Origin of the sequence: Pseudomonas cannabina (assembly GCF_900100365.1) — a bacterium.
GTDB lineage: Bacteria > Pseudomonadota > Gammaproteobacteria > Pseudomonadales > Pseudomonadaceae > Aquipseudomonas > Aquipseudomonas cannabina.
The window spans coordinates 4,445,265-4,463,517 of sequence record NZ_FNKU01000001.1; the positions used below are offsets into that span (position 1 = coordinate 4,445,265).

General features: G+C 58.6%; 16 protein-coding genes. 13 read left to right on the forward strand and 3 right to left on the reverse strand.

Annotation, left to right across the window (positions count from 1 at the left end; translation table 11 throughout):
- Position 1 precedes the first annotated feature (1 nt).
- From ssuC to BLT55_RS32535, 5 genes are all read left to right on the forward strand, one after another.
- A complete protein-coding gene (gene ssuC, locus BLT55_RS21100) occupies positions 2-799 on the forward strand; it encodes an aliphatic sulfonate ABC transporter permease SsuC (RefSeq protein ID WP_055000062.1) in 798 nt (265 codons plus the stop codon).
- Positions 796-1,608 (forward strand): aliphatic sulfonates ABC transporter ATP-binding protein, encoded by an 813-nt coding sequence (ssuB, locus tag BLT55_RS21105; RefSeq protein WP_055000063.1) that lies wholly within the window; start codon positions 796-798, stop codon positions 1,606-1,608. The genes ssuC and ssuB overlap by 4 nt, the downstream gene beginning before the upstream one ends.
- Before the next feature lie 26 nt (positions 1,609-1,634).
- A complete protein-coding gene (locus BLT55_RS21110) occupies positions 1,635-1,850 on the forward strand; it encodes a TOBE domain-containing protein (RefSeq protein WP_002555770.1) in 216 nt (71 codons plus the stop codon).
- Between the two features lie 133 nt (positions 1,851-1,983).
- A complete protein-coding gene (locus tag BLT55_RS34040; protein WP_167359964.1) occupies positions 1,984-2,910 on the forward strand; it encodes an RHS repeat-associated core domain-containing protein in 927 nt (308 codons plus the stop codon).
- Positions 2,911-2,935: 25 nt separating this feature from the next.
- Entirely contained in the window at positions 2,936-3,172 is a 237-nt protein-coding gene (locus BLT55_RS32535; RefSeq protein WP_223862736.1) for a hypothetical protein, read from the forward strand.
- A 10-nt stretch (positions 3,173-3,182) separates the two neighbouring features.
- Here BLT55_RS32535 and BLT55_RS21120 read toward each other — a convergent pair whose 3' ends face one another.
- Both BLT55_RS21120 and BLT55_RS21130 read right to left on the reverse strand, forming a co-directional pair.
- Positions 3,183-3,827 carry a TetR/AcrR family transcriptional regulator gene (locus BLT55_RS21120; protein ID WP_055000064.1) on the reverse strand — a complete coding sequence of 215 codons (645 nt, stop codon included), beginning with the start codon at positions 3,825-3,827 and terminating at the stop codon, positions 3,183-3,185.
- 337 nt (positions 3,828-4,164) lie between these two features.
- The gene (locus BLT55_RS21130; RefSeq protein ID WP_007252721.1) at positions 4,165-5,541 is read right to left on the reverse strand and encodes a glutamine synthetase family protein; all 1,377 of its coding nucleotides are present in this window, start codon (positions 5,539-5,541) and stop codon (positions 4,165-4,167) included.
- Positions 5,542-6,136: 595 nt separating this feature from the next.
- On the opposite strand from BLT55_RS21130, the gene BLT55_RS21135 reads away from it, so the two are divergent.
- The 7 genes from BLT55_RS21135 (at position 6,137) to BLT55_RS21165 (ending at position 14,418) form a co-directional block, all read left to right on the forward strand.
- Entirely contained in the window at positions 6,137-7,495 is a 1,359-nt protein-coding gene (locus BLT55_RS21135) for a glutamine synthetase family protein (RefSeq protein ID WP_007252722.1), read from the forward strand.
- Positions 7,496-7,563: 68 nt separating this feature from the next.
- Entirely contained in the window at positions 7,564-8,931 is a 1,368-nt protein-coding gene (locus BLT55_RS21140) for an aspartate aminotransferase family protein (protein WP_055000065.1), read from the forward strand.
- 130 nt (positions 8,932-9,061) lie between these two features.
- Positions 9,062-10,159 (forward strand): polyamine ABC transporter substrate-binding protein, encoded by a 1,098-nt coding sequence (locus BLT55_RS21145; protein WP_055000066.1) that lies wholly within the window; start codon positions 9,062-9,064, stop codon positions 10,157-10,159.
- A gap of 171 nt (positions 10,160-10,330) precedes the next feature.
- Complete coding sequence (locus tag BLT55_RS21150; protein ID WP_055000067.1) at positions 10,331-11,425, forward strand: polyamine ABC transporter substrate-binding protein; 1,095 nt, start codon at positions 10,331-10,333, stop codon at positions 11,423-11,425.
- Between the two features lie 55 nt (positions 11,426-11,480).
- Positions 11,481-12,623 carry a polyamine ABC transporter ATP-binding protein gene (gene potA / locus BLT55_RS21155; protein WP_007252726.1) on the forward strand — a complete coding sequence of 381 codons (1,143 nt, stop codon included), beginning with the start codon at positions 11,481-11,483 and terminating at the stop codon, positions 12,621-12,623.
- Positions 12,620-13,540 carry an ABC transporter permease subunit gene (locus tag BLT55_RS21160; protein ID WP_055000068.1) on the forward strand — a complete coding sequence of 307 codons (921 nt, stop codon included), beginning with the start codon at positions 12,620-12,622 and terminating at the stop codon, positions 13,538-13,540. Before potA ends, BLT55_RS21160 begins: the two co-directional genes overlap by 4 nt.
- Positions 13,537-14,418 carry an ABC transporter permease subunit gene (locus tag BLT55_RS21165; RefSeq protein WP_055000069.1) on the forward strand — a complete coding sequence of 294 codons (882 nt, stop codon included), beginning with the start codon at positions 13,537-13,539 and terminating at the stop codon, positions 14,416-14,418. Before BLT55_RS21160 ends, BLT55_RS21165 begins: the two co-directional genes overlap by 4 nt.
- A 213-nt stretch (positions 14,419-14,631) precedes the next feature.
- On the opposite strand, the gene BLT55_RS21170 is transcribed toward BLT55_RS21165, so the two are convergent.
- Positions 14,632-17,019, reverse strand: a complete 2,388-nt coding sequence (locus BLT55_RS21170; RefSeq protein ID WP_074800858.1) for a penicillin acylase family protein — start codon at positions 17,017-17,019, stop codon at positions 14,632-14,634.
- 290 nt (positions 17,020-17,309) lie between these two features.
- Here BLT55_RS21170 and bipL point away from each other — a divergent pair, with 290 nt between their 5' ends.
- Positions 17,310-18,251 carry a phospholipase BipL gene (bipL, locus tag BLT55_RS21175; RefSeq protein WP_054999565.1) on the forward strand — a complete coding sequence of 314 codons (942 nt, stop codon included), beginning with the start codon at positions 17,310-17,312 and terminating at the stop codon, positions 18,249-18,251.
- Positions 18,252-18,253: the final 2 nt, after the last annotated feature.

Here is an 18,253-nt window from a genome sequence, read left to right on the forward strand (position 1 = left end):
CATGAGCCTCAGCGCTTCACAACGCATCGTTCATCGGCTGGCACCTTGGGCACTTCCGGTTCTGCTGCTGGCGGTGTGGCAACTGTCGGTCAGCGCCGGCTGGCTGTCCACACGCATACTTCCCGCACCCAGCGCCGTCATCGAGGCAGGCGTCAACCTGGTGGCCAGTGGTGAAATCTGGACACACCTGGCAATCAGCGGCTGGCGCGCCGGGATCGGCTTTGCCATCGGCGGCGGCATCGGGCTGGCGCTCGGCTTCATCACTGGCCTGAGCAAATGGGGCGAGCGCCTGCTGGACAGCTCGGTACAGATGATCCGCAACGTGCCGCACCTGGCGCTGATTCCACTGGTCATCCTGTGGTTCGGCATCGACGAAACCGCCAAGATATTTCTGGTCGCGCTGGGCACCCTGTTTCCTATTTACCTGAACACCTATCACGGCATCCGCAATATCGATCCGGCGCTGGTAGAAATGTCGCGCAGCTATGGCCTGTCAGGCTTCAGTCTGTTTCGGCACGTGATCCTGCCGGGTGCCATGCCCTCGATTCTGGTCGGCGTGCGCTTTGCGCTGGGCTTCATGTGGTTGACGCTGATCGTAGCGGAAACCATTTCGGCCAGCTCGGGTATCGGCTATCTGGCGATGAATGCGCGGGAATTCATGCAAACCGACATCGTGGTACTGGCCATCGTGTTGTACGCCGTCCTCGGCAAGCTGGCCGATCTGGCGGCGCGTGGCCTTGAACGTGTCTGCCTGCGCTGGCATCCGGCCTATCAAACGAGCAAAGGCGGTGCCGCATGACCAGTCTGAAACAACAACCCCCGCACTTGCTGCGCGGTATTCCGCTGGCGGTACAAAACCTGAAAAAGGCTTTTGGTACCCGCGAAGTGCTCAAGGACATCGACCTGCACATTCCGGCCGGTCAGTTCGTCGCCATTGTCGGTCGCAGTGGCTGCGGCAAAAGCACCTTGCTGCGCCTGCTTGCCGGTCTCGACAAACCAACCGAGGGCCAGTTGCTCGCAGGCTCTGCGCCGTTGGACGATGCCCGCGAAGACACGCGCTTGATGTTCCAGGAGGCACGCTTGCTGCCCTGGAAGAAAATTATCGACAACGTCGGCCTGGGCCTCAGTGGCAACTGGCGACCGCAGGCACTCGAAGCGCTTGAGGCCGTCGGGCTCGCTGAACGCGCCAACGAGTGGCCAGCGGCATTGTCCGGCGGCCAGAAGCAACGCGTTGCACTGGCTCGCGCGCTGATTCACAAGCCGCGCCTGTTGCTGCTCGATGAACCACTGGGCGCGCTGGATGCGCTGACACGAATCGAAATGCAGCAACTGATCGAAAAGCTGTGGGGCCAGTACGGCTTCACCGTGCTGCTGGTCACCCACGATGTCAGCGAGGCCGTTGCGATTGCCGACCGCGTGATCCTGATCGAAGAAGGCCAGATAGGCCTGGACCTGTTGGTCGATCTGCCTCGTCCACGCGCCCGCGGCTCGCATCGTCTTGCGGCGCTGGAAGCCGAAGTGCTCAACCGCGTATTGGCCATCCCTGGCTCGCCACCCGACCCCGAACCATTTTCGCCACTGCCCACGCAACTGCGCTGGGCAAATTAACCCTGATCCTCAAAGGAAGACACGCCATGACTATCAAAGCCATCAATGTTCGCAACCAGTTCAAAGGCACCATCAAGGAAATCGTCCACGGCGACGTATTGTCGGAAATCGACGTACAAACCGCCTCGGGCGTCGTGACCTCGGTCATCACCACCCGCTCGGTAAAAGAGCTGGAACTGGTCGTAGGCAGCGAAGTGATTGCCTTCGTGAAATCGACCGAAGTCTCCATCGCCAAGCTGTAAACGATGAGTAAAAAACACCCCGGACGGTCCCGACCCTCCGGGGTTTTTGCTGTTTACCTAGTAGTTTTGCGAGGTAGGCGGTGTAACGGTTTTGCTGGATGCTGAAGGCTGATTCCCTCTGAAGCATCTGGCCATGACTTCTTCAAATCAAACAGTGTTATGCCGCTACAGTTATGACCCGCTGGACCGTCTGGCTTCCAGCATGCCGAATGGCCAGGCGGGTATTCAGCGCTTCTATCAGAAGAACCGTTTGGCGACCGAGATACAGGGCGCGCTACGGCGTACGGTCTTTCAGCATGAAGACCTGTTATTGGCCCAGCAACGGCGTGTTGACGGTGCGCTGGAAACCACACTGTTGGCGACCGATCAGCAGCGTTCTGTCTTGCAGCTTGTGGACAAGGCTGGCACTGAGCCTATTGCTTACAGTCCCTACGGTCACCATCCGACTGAAAGCGGCTTGACCAGTTTGCTGGGGTTCAATGGCGAGCGACGCGATCCGGTGACCGGGCATTATCTGTTGGGGAATGGGTATCGGGCTTATAACCCGGTGCTGATGCGGTTCAATAGCCCGGACAGTTTGAGCCCGTTTGATGAGGGCGGGTTGAATGCGTATGGATATGTGGGTGGGGATCCGGTTGGGTTTGTGGATGAGACGGGGCATATGCCGTTTAAAAAATCCTGGAATAACCTACCAAGGCGCGCGATGCGCAATGCTACGGTGGCTCGTGAAGAAAGCATTAGGCTTTACAGAGCTTGGGACCGTCCGATCAGGCGCAACGTCAAGGCGCTCAATCGAAATACGCCAAGCCCATTAGTAAATGAGCTGGCAGCGATAACAGCACATACCTCAGCAGGCCCTGACTCTCCAATTGCTTCAACCTCAAATTACAGCGCGGGCGCAAGCTCTCCAAGGGGAGCGTCATTGTCCGAACAGGAATTGAAGAATACTCGGGCTAGGGAGACGCTGATTTATTCTAAAACCCAGCTGTTGCCCCCAGATAAATCAAGGCCTCCAGAGCGTTGCAGGGACGAAAAATCGAATAAATCAGCGCCTCCCTAGGCTAAGCTATAGGTTGGCCGATGGTATGTCTGACAGTGAGCATACTGCAAAAAATACTTTAACAATTCGTCAGAACAGGGTGGCGGATGCTAAAAAGATGAAAGAATATTACCGCGGTTCTGATGTTGATTATTTTAAGTTCTTCAAAGACGTTTTAAAGCGCGAGAAGCTTGAGTTAAAAGATTACAGCAAAGCTTTTTATATCAAGCATCCCCATTTCATACGAAACCCTGATCCACCTACTTTGGGGTCAGCTACATAAGTACGATAGATCACGCTTTGGCTATGATCAGTCTCTTCCCCAAAAACACCGGCAAATACAACCCCAAATAAGCATCAAACACCCGCATGCCTTCCTCGGCCATGCGCGGTGTAATTTCATCATGCAACTGAATCGACCGCGCATACACCCGATCCCCCAGTTCCATTGCCAGCGCAAACACGTCCACGTCATCCGGTAGCGCAGGCAACTGGAAGTGGCGATCAAACACCTCGAGCATCAACTGCCCCAGTTCGATGTCGTGCTGGCGGTCGGCCTGGTTGATTTCGGTCAGGCCGTGCTGGGCGAGGATCAGTTGGCGGGCGGCGGCGTCGGCGTTGTAAATGGCGAGCATGCGCAGTTCGACGATGCGTGACAGGTCGCGCCAGGTGGTGAGCTGTTCATGATCGATGGGCGCTTGCAGCGATGCGCGGAAAGCGGCGTGGATGTCGGCGGTCAGTGCTTCAAGCAGCGCCGGAACGCTGGCGAAGAAATGGTACACCGACGAAGGTGGAATACCGGCGCGCTCGGCAACACTGTAGATCGACAGGCTGGCCACCCCTTGCTCGGCAAGCAACGTGCGCGCGGCTTCGAGAATCGAATCGATTCTGGCCTGGCTGCGTGCTTGCGGTTTGCGGGGAGTGGCGGCGCGTGTCATGGGCGTGGCTCTTGATTGGGCTGGCGGCATTGTAAGGGATTCTGATGGAGCGAATCTTGATCGTTCTCGCGCAGAGCTATATGCACGTCTACTTCAGATTCTGGCCGGAGGCCGTGGGAGCGGACTTGTCCGCGATCTGCCGGGAACCGGCAGCAAAGCCGGTGCACACGGTACATCAGGTAAAACCGAGGTCACAGACTTTGGGGCCGCTTCGCAGCCCATCGCGGACAAGTCCGCTCCCACGCCCTCCGGGCAGAAACCGCGTTTTCGGGCTATCCGCATACAAAAACGCCGCAAAGCTTCAGGCTTTGCGGCGTTGTGTATTGCTCAGCCTCAATCAGACCGTATGCAGATACCAGTTGTATTCCAGGTCGGAGATGGAGTGTTCGAACTCTTCCAGCTCGCTTTCCTTACACGCCACGAAGATATCGATGTATTTCGGATCGATGTACTTGGCCATGACCGGGTTGTCGTCCAGCTCGCGCAGGGCGTCGCGCAGGTTATTGGGCAGGCTTTGCTCGTGCTGTTCGTACGAGTTGCCTTCTACCGGAGCGCCCGGTTCGATCTTGTTGACCAGACCGTGATGCACGCCCGCCAGTACCGAAGCCATCACCAGATACGGGTTGGCATCGGCGCCGGCAACGCGGTGTTCGATACGCACGGCATCCGCCGAACCGGTGGGCACGCGGACCGCGACAGTACGGTTGTCCAGGCCCCAGGTCGGCGAATTGGGCACATAGAACTGCGCACCAAAGCGCCGGTACGAATTGACGTTCGGGCACAGGAACGCCATCTGCGCAGGTAGGGTCTCGAGCACACCGCCGATCGCGTGACGCAATGCGGCGTTCTGCTCGGGATCCTCGCTGGTGAAGATGTTCTTGCCATCGCGATCGAGAATCGAGATGTGGACGTGCAGACCATTACCCGCCTGGCCCGGATAGGGCTTGGCCATGAAGGTCGTGTCCATTTCGTGGTCGTAGGCGATGTTCTTGATCAGGCGCTTGAGCAGAACGGCGTAATCGCACGCCTTGATCGCATCGGCAACGTGGTGCAGGTTCACCTCGAACTGCGCCGGGGCGCTTTCCTTGACGATGGCGTCGGCAGGAATGCCTTGCTCCTTCGCACCTTCGAGGATGTCCTGCAGGCAGTCGACATATTCGTCGAGATCGTCGATCAGGTAAACCTGAGTCGAGTGCGGGCGTTTGCCGGAGATCGGCGAGCGCGGCGGCTGCGGACGACCGTTCACGTTCTCCTGATCGATCAGGTAGAACTCCAGCTCGAACGCGGCGCAGATGGTCAGCCCCATTTCATCGAACTTGGCGACGACCTGGCGCAATACTTCACGCGGGTCAGCGAAAAACGGATCGCCTTCGAGCTCGTGCATGGTCATCAGCAATTGCGCGGTAGGGCGCTTCTGCCAAGGCTCGTTGCACAGGGTGTCAGGAATGGGATAACAGATTCGGTCAGCATCGCCGATGTCCAGGCCCAAGCCAGTGCTTTCCACCGTGGAGCCATTGATATCCAGAGCAAATAAAGAGGCAGGCAGGTTGATGCCCTTCTCGTAAACCTTATGGAGGCTGGTGCGTTCGATGCGTTTGCCACGCACCACACCATTCATATCTGCAATCAGAAGGTCAACGTACAGAACCTCAGGATGTTCCTTAAGGAACGCGTTCGCTTCGTTAAGCTGAACGGCACGCGGGGGTACCGACATGATGCAACACCTTTGTTGTTAAAAATATCAATCATCAATGATTGCGGATCTCAGTCAATCCGAAAGCCATGATGAAGTCAATAGAGCCTTTTTTGCCCTAAAACTGCGCCATTTGGCCTTTTTTGCTGCTATTTAGGGCGTTTTTTCCTGTTTTTGGCCGGCGTTAAATGCGCGCTGCCACAGCCTGTCTTCTATCTTTAACGGGTTGTTGTATAAAAAAATGAACGAGGCTAAGCTCGATCGCAACCCATGGCGCAACAACAGCGGGTGTTCGATGTTTCACCGTCCGCCGATCGGCACGCAGATATCCAGCCCGTACAGCGCTCATCATGCCTGTGATATCAGTGCTCGTGGTGTTTTGACGCACATTGCACCATTCCCCGAGCGGCCAGCGGGGCTCGCCTGTTCTACGCTCACTCCTCGACACTATCACTATAGCGGCCATGTCTGTGTGACGGTGGCTGTCTGGAATGTCGAGCCGACAAGTGCCACTTTACCCCTAATCGGCTCCTGCCGAAACGAGTTGTACACCATGACGCCGATGCGTCTAGAAAACGCCTGATCGCGATCAGGACATGAAAACCCTGAGGTATTTATGAGTACCAACCTCGACCAGCTCACCGATTGGTTGAAAGAACACAAGATTACCGAAGTCGAATGCATGATGTCCGACCTCACCGGGATCACTCGCGGCAAGATCTCGCCGACCAACAAATTCATTGCTGAAAAGGGCATGCGTCTGCCCGAAAGCGTTTTGTTGCAAACGGTTACCGGCGACTACGTGGAGGACGAGATCTACTACGAGTTGCTGGACCCGGCGGACATCGACATGATCTGCCGCCCCGACCAGAACGCGGTGTATCTGGTGCCCTGGGCCGTAGAGCCTACCGCGCAGGTGATCCACGACACCTACGACAAGCAAGGCAACCCCATCGAGCTGTCGCCGCGCAATGTGCTGAAGAAGGTCCTCAAGCTCTACGCCGATCAAGGCTGGCAGCCCATTGTGGCGCCGGAGATGGAGTTTTACCTGACCAAGCGCAGCGACGACCCGGATTACCCGTTGCAGCCGCCTATCGGCCGTTCCGGGCGTCCTGAGACCGGGCGTCAGTCGTTCTCGATTGAAGCCGCCAATGAATTCGATCCGCTGTTCGAAGACGTCTACGACTGGTGCGAGCTGCAGAATCTGGATCTGGACACGCTGATTCACGAAGACGGCACGGCGCAGATGGAGATCAACTTCCGTCACGGCGATGCCCTGTCGCTGGCGGACCAGATTCTGGTGTTCAAGCGCACCATGCGTGAGGCCGCGCTCAAGCACAACGTTGCGGCGACCTTCATGGCCAAGCCCATGACCGGCGAGCCTGGCAGCGCAATGCATTTGCACCAGAGCATCATCGACATCGAGACCGGCAAGAACATCTTCTCCAATGAAGACGGGACCATGAGCGAGCTGTTTCTCAACCACGTCGGCGGTTTGCAGAAATTCATCCCCGAGCTGTTGCCGCTGTTCGCGCCCAACGTCAACTCGTTCCGCCGCTTCCTGCCCGACACCTCGGCACCGGTAAACGTCGAATGGGGCGAAGAAAACCGCACCGTCGGCCTGCGGGTGCCGGACGCCGGGCCGCAGAACCGGCGCGTTGAAAACCGCCTGCCGGGTGCCGATGCCAACCCGTATCTGGCCATCGCCGCCAGCCTGCTGTGTGGCTTCATCGGCATGGTCGAAGGCATCAACCCGAGTGCGCCGGTGGTCGGGCGCGGCTACGAGCGTCGCAATCTGCGTTTGCCGTTGACCATCGAAGACGCACTGGAGCGCATGGAAAACAGCAAGACCATCGAGAAGTACCTGGGCAAGAAATTCATCATCGGCTACGTCGCGGTCAAGCGCGCCGAGCATGAAAACTTCAAGCGTGTGATCAGCTCGTGGGAGCGGGAATTCCTGCTCTTCGCCGTCTGATTCCGCAGAGCGCCGCCGAACCTCAGCGCGGCGCTCTGATTACTGACCTGAAACAAAGGAAGTGCTGCATGAGTGCCAACAACAACCCGCAAACCCTCGAATGGCAGACCCTGAGCAGCGAGCACCACCTGGCACCGTTCAGCGACTACAAACAACTGAAAGAAAAAGGCCCGCGCATCATTACCCGCGCCGAGGGCGTTTATCTGTGGGACAGCGAAGGCCATAAAATCCTCGATGGCATGTCCGGTCTGTGGTGCGTGGCCATTGGTTATGGGCGCGAAGAGCTGGCCGATGCGGCCAGCAGACAGATGCGCGAGCTGCCGTATTACAACCTGTTCTTCCAGACCGCCCATCCGCCGGTGCTGGAGCTGGCCAAGGCCATTTCCGAGATCGCTCCGCCGGGCATGAACCATGTGTTCTTCACGGGTTCTGGCTCTGAAGGCAACGACACGATGCTGCGCATGGTTCGCCATTACTGGGCACTGAAAGGCCAGCCGGACAAGAAAACCATCATCAGCCGCGTCAACGGCTATCACGGCTCCACAGTTGCCGGTGCCAGCCTGGGCGGCATGACGTATATGCACGAGCAGGGTGATCTGCCGATTCCGGGCATTGTTCACATTGCGCAGCCCTATTGGTTTGGTGAGGGCGGCGACATGACGCCCGACGAATTCGGCGTGTGGGCTGCCGAGCAACTGGAACAGAAAATCCTCGAACTGGGCGTCGAGAACGTCGGTGCTTTCATCGCCGAACCGATTCAGGGCGCTGGCGGTGTGATTGTTCCGCCCGATTCTTACTGGCCGAAGATCAAGGAGATCCTGGCCCGCTACGACATTCTGTTCGTCGCCGATGAGGTGATCTGTGGTTTCGGGCGCACCAGTGAGTGGTTCGGTAGCGATTTCTATGGTCTCAAACCGCACATGATGACCATCGCCAAAGGGCTTACCTCCGGTTACGTGCCGATGGGCGGCCTGCTGGTGCGTGATGAAATCGTCGCGGTGCTTAACGAGGGCGGCGATTTCAACCATGGATTCACCTATTCAGGGCATCCGGTAGCCGCCGCTGTGGCGCTGGAAAATATTCGTATCCTGCGCGAAGAAAAGATCGTCGAACGGGTCAAGTCGGAAACGGCACCGTATTTGCAGAAGCATTTGCGTGAACTGGACGATCATCCGCTGGTGGGCGAAGTACGTGGCGTCGGGTTACTGGGGGCCATCGAGCTGGTAAAAGACAAAGTCACCCGCGAGCGCTACACCGACAAGGGCGCGGGCATGATCTGTCGAACCTTCTGCTTCGACAATGGCCTGATCATGCGCGCCGTGGGCGACACGATGATCATTGCGCCGCCACTGGTGATCAGTTTTGCGGAAATCGATGAGCTGGTGGATAAAGCCCGCAAGTGCCTCGATCTGACGCTGGCGGCCTTGCAGGGCTGAATCTGTAGAAAGTGTGGGGATGTGCGTTGTTTAACAAGGGGTAGCTTGAAAGCCTGCCCTGGAACTTGCCAGACTAATGGCTACAAGCCGCTAACCGACGGTCAGTGATAAAAATACAGTGGAGCTACGCATGAAAAAATTTGGCAAGACCCTTCTCGCGCTGTCCCTGATGGGCGTCGTGGCTACCGCTGCGCAGGCCGATGACAAAGTGCTGCACGTCTACAACTGGTCCGATTACATCGCGCCGGACACCGTTGCCAAATTCGAGAAAGAATCGGGCATCAAGGTGGTTTACGACGTTTTCGACAGCAACGAGACGCTGGAAGCCAAATTGCTGGCCGGCAAGTCCGGTTATGACATCGTCGTACCGTCCAACAACTTTCTCGCCAAGCAGATCAAGGCCGGTGTTTATCAGGAGCTGGACAAGTCCAAACTGCCGGACTGGAAGAACCTGAACGAATCGCTGCTCAAGGCCGTATCGGTCAGCGACCCGGACAACAAGCACGCTTTCCCGTACATGTGGGGCTCGATCGGTATCGGCATCAACCCGGACAAGGTCAAGGCCGCGCTGGGTGCGGATACGCCGGTCAACTCGTGGGACTTGCTGTTCAAGCCGGAGAACGCTGCCAAGCTGAAGTCGTGCGGCATCAGCTTCCTTGATTCGCCAACGGAAATGCTGCCGATTGCGTTGCATTACCTGGGCTACCCGACCGACTCTCAGGACAAGAAGCAGCTCGCCGAAGCGGAAGCGCTGTTCCTGAAGATTCGTCCGTCGATTGGCTATTTCCACTCGTCCAAGTACATCTCGGACCTGGCCAACGGCAACATCTGTGTCGCGGTCGGCTATTCGGGTGATATCTACCAGGCCAAGTCGCGCGCCTCAGAGGCCGGTGGCAAGGTCAAAGTCGCTTACAACATTCCGAAAGAAGGGGCTGGCAGCTTCTACGACATGGTCGCCATCCCCAAGGATGCCGAAAACGTCGAGGGTGCCTACAAGTTCATGACCTTCCTGATGAAGCCGGAAATCATGGCTGAAATCACCAACGCCGTGCGTTTCCCGAATGGTAACGCGGCAGCGACAGCGCTGGTCGACAAGGAAATCACCAGTGACCCGGGCGTTTACCCGCCTGCCGACGTTCAGTCCAAACTGTATGCCATTGCGGACTTGCCGGCGGCGACCCAGCGGATCATGACCCGTAGCTGGACCAAGATTAAGTCAGGTAAATAAGCCTGTCATGAAACCTGTGGATGCTGCGTAGCCTTGGCCGCGCAGCCTCCGGCAGACAGGAATATTGCCTAAACCTTTGCTGGTTGCACTCATAGGCGGTAAGTTGCGCGCCGGTTTGGTTTTCCGGACGCCCTCCGGCGCTCAGGCCCCTCTGTTAAAAGGACTCATTCTTTGTCTATTTCTATTCTTTCCAAAGCCTTGCTGGCGGCTGCCGGGCTGACACTGACCCTCAGTGCTCAGGCTGAATCCACTGTGCATATTTATAACTGGTCCGATTACATCGGCAAGACCACCCTGGCGGACTTCGAAGCCACCACCGGCATCAAGCCGATGTACGACGTGTTCGACTCCAACGAAACCCTGGAAGCCAAGTTGCTGGCCGGGCGCACCGGTTACGACGTGGTCGTGCCGTCCAACCACTTCCTCGGCAAGCAGATCAAGGCGGGCGCGTTCCAGAAGCTCGACAAATCGCTGCTGCCCAACTACAAAAACCTCGACCCTGCGCTGCTCAAGCGTCTGGAGAAAAACGATCCGGGCAACCAGTACGCCGTGCCGTACCTGTGGGGCACCAACGGCATCGGTTACAACGTCGACAAGGTCAAAGCCGTATTGGGCGTCGACAAGATCGACTCCTGGTCGGTGCTGTTCGAACCCGAGAACATCAAGAAGCTGTCGAGTTGCGGCGTAGCGTTCCTTGATTCCGCCGATGAAATGCTGCCAGCCATGCTCAACTACCTCGGGCTGGACCCCAACAGCACCAAGGAAGCCGATTACAAGAAGGCCGAAGCCAAACTCATGGCGATTCGTCCTTACGTGACCTATTTCCACTCGTCCAAATACATCACTGATCTGGCCAACGGCGACATCTGCGTTGCGGCGGGTTTTTCGGGTGACGTGTTCCAGGCCAAGTCCCGCGCCGAAGAAGCAGGCAAAGGCGTGAAGCTCGCGTACAGCATTCCGAAAGAGGGCGGTAACCTGTGGTTCGACATGCTGGCCATTCCGGCTGATTCGAAAAACATAAAGGAAGCCAGCGCCTTCATCAACTACATGCTTGACCCCAAGGTGATCGCCAAGGTCAGCGATGAAGTCGGCTATGCCAACCCCAATCCCGCCTCCGGCGAGTTCATGGATCAAAGCATCCGTACCGACCAGGCCGTCTACCCGCCACAGGAAGTGCTGGACCGGCTGTTCGTGAACAGCGAGTTGCCACCCAAGGTGCAACGTCTCATGACCCGCAGCTGGACCAAGGTCAAGTCGGGCAAATAACTTTTCAGCACCCGGTCGTTTTGGCCGGGTTGCCTACCTGTTGGGAGTTTCACCCATGGCAGTTGCCTCCGGCGCCTACAAGAAAGCCATCGAAGGCGGTCAGCAACCCAAAGAGGTGCTGGTCAGGATCGATCGGGTCACCAAGAAGTTCGACGAGACGATTGCGGTGGACGACGTGTCCCTGCAAATCAACAAGGGTGAGATTTTTGCCCTGCTCGGCGGCTCGGGCTCCGGCAAGTCGACGCTGCTGCGCATGCTGGCCGGTTTCGAGCGTCCGACCGAGGGGCGTATCTACCTCGACGGCGTCGACATCACTGACATGCCGCCGTACGAACGTCCGATCAACATGATGTTCCAGTCCTACGCACTGTTTCCGCACATGACCGTGGCCGACAACATCGCCTTCGGTCTCAAGCAGGACAAACTCGCCAAGTCGGAAATCGAAGCGCGCGTGGCGGAAATGCTCAAGCTGGTGCAGATGACCCAGTACGCCAAGCGCAAGCCGCATCAGCTTTCCGGTGGTCAACGCCAGCGTGTGGCCCTAGCTCGCTCCCTGGCCAAGAAACCCAAGCTGCTGCTGCTCGATGAACCGATGGGCGCGCTGGACAAGAAACTGCGCTCGCAGATGCAACTGGAGCTGGTGGAGATCATCGAGCGCGTTGGCGTGACCTGCGTGATGGTGACTCACGATCAGGAAGAGGCCATGACCATGGCCGAGCGCATCGCGATCATGCACCTGGGCTGGATCGCGCAGATTGGCAGCCCGATCGACATCTACGAAACCCCGACCAGCCGTCTGGTCTGCGAGTTCATCGGCAGCGTCAACCTGTTCGAGGGCGAAGTGATCGAGGACATGGAAGGCCATGCGCTGATCCGCAGCCCGGAGCTGGAGCGCAACATCTATGTCGGCCACGGCGTCAGTACGTCAGTGGAAGACAAGCACATCACCTACGCCCTGCGCCCGGAAAAGCTGCTGGTCACCACCGAGCAGCCGGCCTTCGAATACAATTGGTCACGCGGCAAGGTCCACGACATTGCTTATCTGGGCGGCCATTCGGTGTTCTACGTCGAGTTGCCGGGCGGCAAACTGGTGCAGTCGTTCGTTGCGAACGCCGAGCGTCAGGGCGCGCGACCTACCTGGGGCGATGAAGTCTACGTCTGGTGGGAAGACGACAGCGGCGTGGTACTGCGCTCATGAAAATACGCAAGATCAAGCGCGCGTTCGAGCGCATAAAGCCCACCGGGCGGCAGATGGTCATCGGCGTGCCGTTCCTCTGGCTGTTCCTGTTCTTTGCCTTGCCGTTTTTGATTGTGCTCAAGATCAGCTTCGCCGAAGCCGACGTCGCGATCCCGCCGTACACCGAGATCTTCAGCTACGCCGACGAAAAGCTGCAGATGGCCCTGAATTTCGCCAACTACACCTTGCTCAGCGGCGATGACCTGTACGTTTCGGCGTATCTGGGCTCGCTGAAAATGGCCTTCATCAGCACCTTGCTGTGCCTGTTGATCGGTTATCCGATGGCCTACGCCATCGCTAGCGCCCGCAAAGACCTGCAAACCGTGTTGTTGCTGCTGATCATGATGCCGACCTGGACCGCGATCCTGATCCGCGTCTATGCGTGGATGGGCATTCTCAGCAATAACGGCCTGCTCAATGCCTTCCTGATGTGGCTGGGCCTGATCGACGCGCCATTGCAGATCCTCAATACCAACCTGGCGGTGTACATCGGCGTGGTCTATTCCTACCTGCCGTTCATGATCCTGCCGCTGTACGCCAACCTCGTGAAGCACGATACCAGCCTGCTGGAAGCCGCGTCCGACCTGGGCTCCAGCACCTTCAACAGCTTCTGGAAAATCACCGTGCCGCTGTCCAAGAACGGCGTGATCGCTGGCTGCATGCTGGTGTTCATCCCGGTGGTCGGTGAATTCGTGATTCCCGAGCTGCTCGGTGGCCCGGAAACCCTGATGATCGGCCGAGTGCTGTGGCAGGAATTCTTCAATAACCGTGACTGGCCCGTGGCTTCGGCGCTGGCGGTCATTATGCTGCTGGTGCTGATCGTGCCCATTATCCTGTTCAACCGCAGTCAGGCTAAAGAACTGGAGGGCAAGGCATGAACCGCTTTCGATTCTCGAACCTGATGCTGGTCCTGGGTTTGCTGTTCATCTACGCGCCGATGGTGATTCTGGTCATCTACTCGTTCAACGCCTCGCAACTGGTAACGGTCTGGGGTGGCTGGTCGGTCAAGTGGTATGTCGGCCTGCTGGACAACTCGCAACTGATGGGCTCAGTGATGCGCTCGCTGGAAATCGCCTGTTACACCGCCGTCGCGGCGGTGGCACTGGGCACGATGGCAGCGTTTGTCCTGACCCGCATCAGCCGCTTCAAGGGCCGGACGTTCTTTGGCGGGCTGGTCACGGCGCCGCTGGTGATGCCGGAAGTGATCACCGGTCTGTCGCTGTTGCTGCTGTTCGTAGCCATGGCGCAGATGATCGGCTGGCCGCAGGAACGCGGCATCATGACCATCTGGATCGCCCACACGACGTTTTGCGCGGCCTACGTGGCGGTGGTGGTATCGGCGCGCCTGCGCGAGCTGGACCTGTCGATCGAAGAAGCCGCAATGGACCTGGGCGCGCGTCCGTGGAAGGTGTTCCTGCTGATCACCATTCCGATGATTGCACCGTCGCTGGCAGCCGGGGGCATGATGTCGTTTGCGCTGTCGCTGGACGACCTGGTGCTCGCCAGTTTCGTTTCCGGGCCGGGCTCGACAACCTTGCCGATGGAAGTGTTCTCCGCCGTGCGCCTGGGCGTGAAGCCTGAAATCAACGCCGTCGCGAGCCTGATCCTGCTGGCCGTGTCACTGGCAACCTTCCTGGTCTGGTTCTTTACCCGCCGCGCGGAAAACAACCGCAAACGCGCGATCCAGCAAGCCATCGAAGAAAGCGCCGCAGACGGCTGGAAGCAGCCCGACCCAAGGCGTGCGCCAGCAGCGTGAGGACCTTCGTGCGTGATACGCAAGTCCGCTCTTGATTCTGCCCGCAGGGCGTGGGAGCGGGCCGGGCGACGCTTCGCTTGCTCGCGAACTGCCGGGGACCGGCAGCAAGGTCAGTGCGCGTGTTCAATCAGATGCAACCTGGTTAGCAGGTTTTGCTGCCGGTCCCCGGCAGTTCGCGGACAAGTCCGCTCCCACAAGGAATTGTGGTGATCGCTACTCCCCCGGCACCAACCGCAAAACCCCTTCCGTATGCTCCGCTACATCCTTTTCGCTAAAGCGCTGCGGCAGGTACTCGCCTTTCACGAACGCCTTGGCCTGATCCGAGTAATGCTTGTCGAACGCTACGCCGCTCTGGCCGACCGGGTTAATGCCCAGGCTGTGGGCCGGGTCGGCGAAGTCAATCAGGCGGCGGGTCGAGGGGCCGTAGCCAACAGGCCATGGGGCAGGGCGGATGCTGGAGGACAGGTTGTTCGGCACTTCATGGGTGCCCGGCGCCGCGTAAGGGCCGACGTTGAAGATTTTACCCAGTGGCGGCTGTGAGCCCATCGGGTGGCTTTGGGTGAGGGTGTGAGCCCTGCCCCAGACCCATTCATCCGGGTTGTTGCCGTACAGCGACTTGAGGTGCGAAACGCTGGCCCGCCAGGCGACCTTGACGGTGTTGGCGCGGCTCTCTTCGTGCGGCGAGTTGCGGTTGTTCCACCACGGCGAATCGGCATCGGCGGCCAGGCGCGGCAAGGCAGAGTCCAGGACACGTGATGACAGCAGGGTTTCGAAAAAGGCATCGCCCAGCTCGTCGTGAAAGGTCTCTTCAGTCAAATCGAACAGGAACTGGGTGAACAACGTGGCACCGACCGAATCGACCGGGTAATCGCCTTTCCAGTTGGCCAGTCGCTCGACCAGCGCTTGCTCGTCCGGGTCGCTGACGACGCTGCGCAGCACCGGTATCAACGGTTTGAGAATGCTCGGTGCGTAATCGGTCCGGGTTTCCAGCTGCAAGGCTTTATTGGCGTTCAGGTCCCATTTCACCGTTGAATCGCTCAACTGGCGGTACAGTTCCTGGCCACGTTCGGCCGGGTTGTAGTAGCCCGGAATCGGCATGCCGGTCGGCGATTCTGGCTGGAAGTTGGCGGACACAATGTAACCCCGCGCCGGGTTTTCTTCGTGCGGGTTGGCGCTGAACGGATAGAAGCCGAGCTTATCGGCCTGCGCCGTGCTGCCATCCAGAATGAAGGCCGGGTTGACGCCTTCCGGGCGGATCGGCAACTGCGCCGCTGCCCACCAGCCAATGTCGCCGTTGGCGTTGGCCCAGACAATATTAACGCCCGGCGACTGAATCTTTTCGGCAGCGCTGCGCATCTTGCCCAGCGTGTCGGCGCGATTGGCCTCGTAGAGACCATCGAGCACCGGGTTGGCGGACATCAGGAATGACCACCACATCGCGATGGGTGCCTTACCGGCGTTCTTGCCCACCACGTTGTTGACGATCGGGCCGTGCGGTGATTCAAGCAGCGTAAGGCTGATCGGGGCCTGGCCTTTCACCGCGATCTGCTGCTCGGTTCGGGTCATGTCCACCCATTGGCCGTGATACCAGACCTGATTCGGATTCTCGGGATTGGTCTTTTCGGCGATCAGGTCCACGTCGTCATTCTGGAACATGGTCAGGCTCCAGCCGAAATCCATGTTGTGGCCCAGGAATGCGAACGGGTTGAGCGCCGGAAAGTGCCCGTACAGCTCGAAACCCGGCGCGGATAATTGGGCTTCGTACCACACCGACGGTACCGAGAAGCGGATATGCGGATCACCGGCGAGGATCGGTTTGCCGCTTTGCGTCCGGCTGCCGGAAATCACCCAGGCATTGCTGCCCTCGAATTGCGGCAGGCCGGCGTCTTCAAGCGCCTTGTGGCTCAACTGTGCCAACTGATTCAGGCTTTTCCAGTCAGCGCTGACCAGTGCCGGTTTCGAGTCGAGCACGCCGTCCGGGTGCCAGTCCAGATCAAATACCTGCAAATACTGCGGACCCAACTGATCGCGCACGTAGGTCAGCAGCGGTTCAGTCCTGAAGGCTGCCGCAAAGCTGTATGCCAGATAGCCGCCGACGCTGAGCGTGTCCTCGGCAGTGAAGCGCCGTCTCGGGATGCCCAGCACGTCGAATTCGATGGGTTTGGCGTGGGTGTCCTGATACTGGTTGATGCCATCGATGTAGGCTTCCAGCGCTTTCCAGGTGGGAGAGTTTTTGTCCTGACGGGCGACATAGGCATCAGCGTGCTCACGAATGCGCAGGCTGCGAAACAGGGTGTCGGTCTCGATCAGATTCGGACCAAGGATTTCGGCAAGCTCGCCGCGCGCCAGACGGCGCAGCATTTCCATCTGGAACAGCCGGTCCTGAGCGTGGGCGTAACCCAGCGCCCGATACAGGTCCGCTTCGTTTTCAGCCCGTATGTGCGGGACGCCGCGGTCGTCGTAACGCAGGGTGACCGGCGCCTGAAGACGGCTCATCGAGATCTCGCCATCACGTACTGGCTGCTTGCTGTTGATGTACCAGCCAGCGCCGCCGGCAAGAATGGCGAGAATGATGGCAAGAATGACGAGGCTGCGTTTCATGCGATTTCTCTGTGTGTAACGTGGTGAATGGCGTGAGGCATGGGTGCAGGCTATGGTTGTGCAATACGGCAACGGACTGGCGCGACGCTCGGGCAATACAGCGCAAAAGCCTACCGCGATTGAGTACAGAGCCAACATGAAGATCGTGTTAGTTGCCGCACGGGCCCGTGCCGACAGACTCATTCATGACTCAAGTGTGCAATTGCGGCGGCGCAGCTTGCCATGCCGGAGCATACAGAAGAATATCGTTACACAATTTTACTCACCGTTTGCCGGAATCTGGAAGCCACATGTCCGCCACGTTCGACCCCGATAAACTGCGCGCCAGCCTGCTGCCGCTGAATATCACCGATCCGCTTTCCATGGACGGGCTGGCCTATCAGCGCTTCTATGGTCTTGCCGGACTGGGCGGCGAAAGCGTCATACGCAGTTGGCTGGGGCGTCTCGACGTCGCGGGCTACGAGATTGTGGGCCAGGTGTGGCTGCCCGACAGCCCGGTTGCCACGCTGTTCTTGTTTCACGGTTTTTACGACCACATGGGGCTGTACCGGCATGTGATCGAGTGGGCGCTGGACCAAGGGTTTGCGGTCATCGCCTGCGACCTGCCGGGGCATGGGCTGTCCAGCGGCAATCGGGCCAGTATCAATGATTTCGCCGAGTATCAGGTGGTGTTGCAACGCCTGCTGCACGAAGCCGAAGGGCTTGGATTGCCGCATCCCTGGCACCTTTGCGGGCAGAGCATGGGCGGTGCGATCGTCACGGATCATCTGCTTTATCACGGTACTGACACGCCGGCGCAAGGTGAAGTGATCCTGCTGGCGCCACTGGTCAGGCCAAGAGCCTGGGGCTGGTCGCGTGTCAGTTATCACCTGCTTCGGCCATTCGTGAACGGCATCGCCCGTCGTTTCACAGAAAACTCCAATGCCCCGGCGTTCCTGCCTTTTCTGCTGGCAGACCCCTTACAGCCCAATCGTCTGCCAACCGCGTGGGTGGGAGCGCTGGAAAAGTGGGTCAGGCGTATTGAAGGCGCGCCCCGCAGCCAGCGCAGCCCGATCATCGTTCAGGGAGAAGCCGACATGACGGTCGACTGGTCGCATAACCTGACGGTCTTGAAAGACAAATTCAGCCAGCCGCAAATCCTCATGCTGGGCCATGCTCGCCATCACCTGGCGAATGAATCGCCGGAAATGCGCGAGCGCTATCTGGACTTTCTTTCCGCACGAATGCGTTAAGG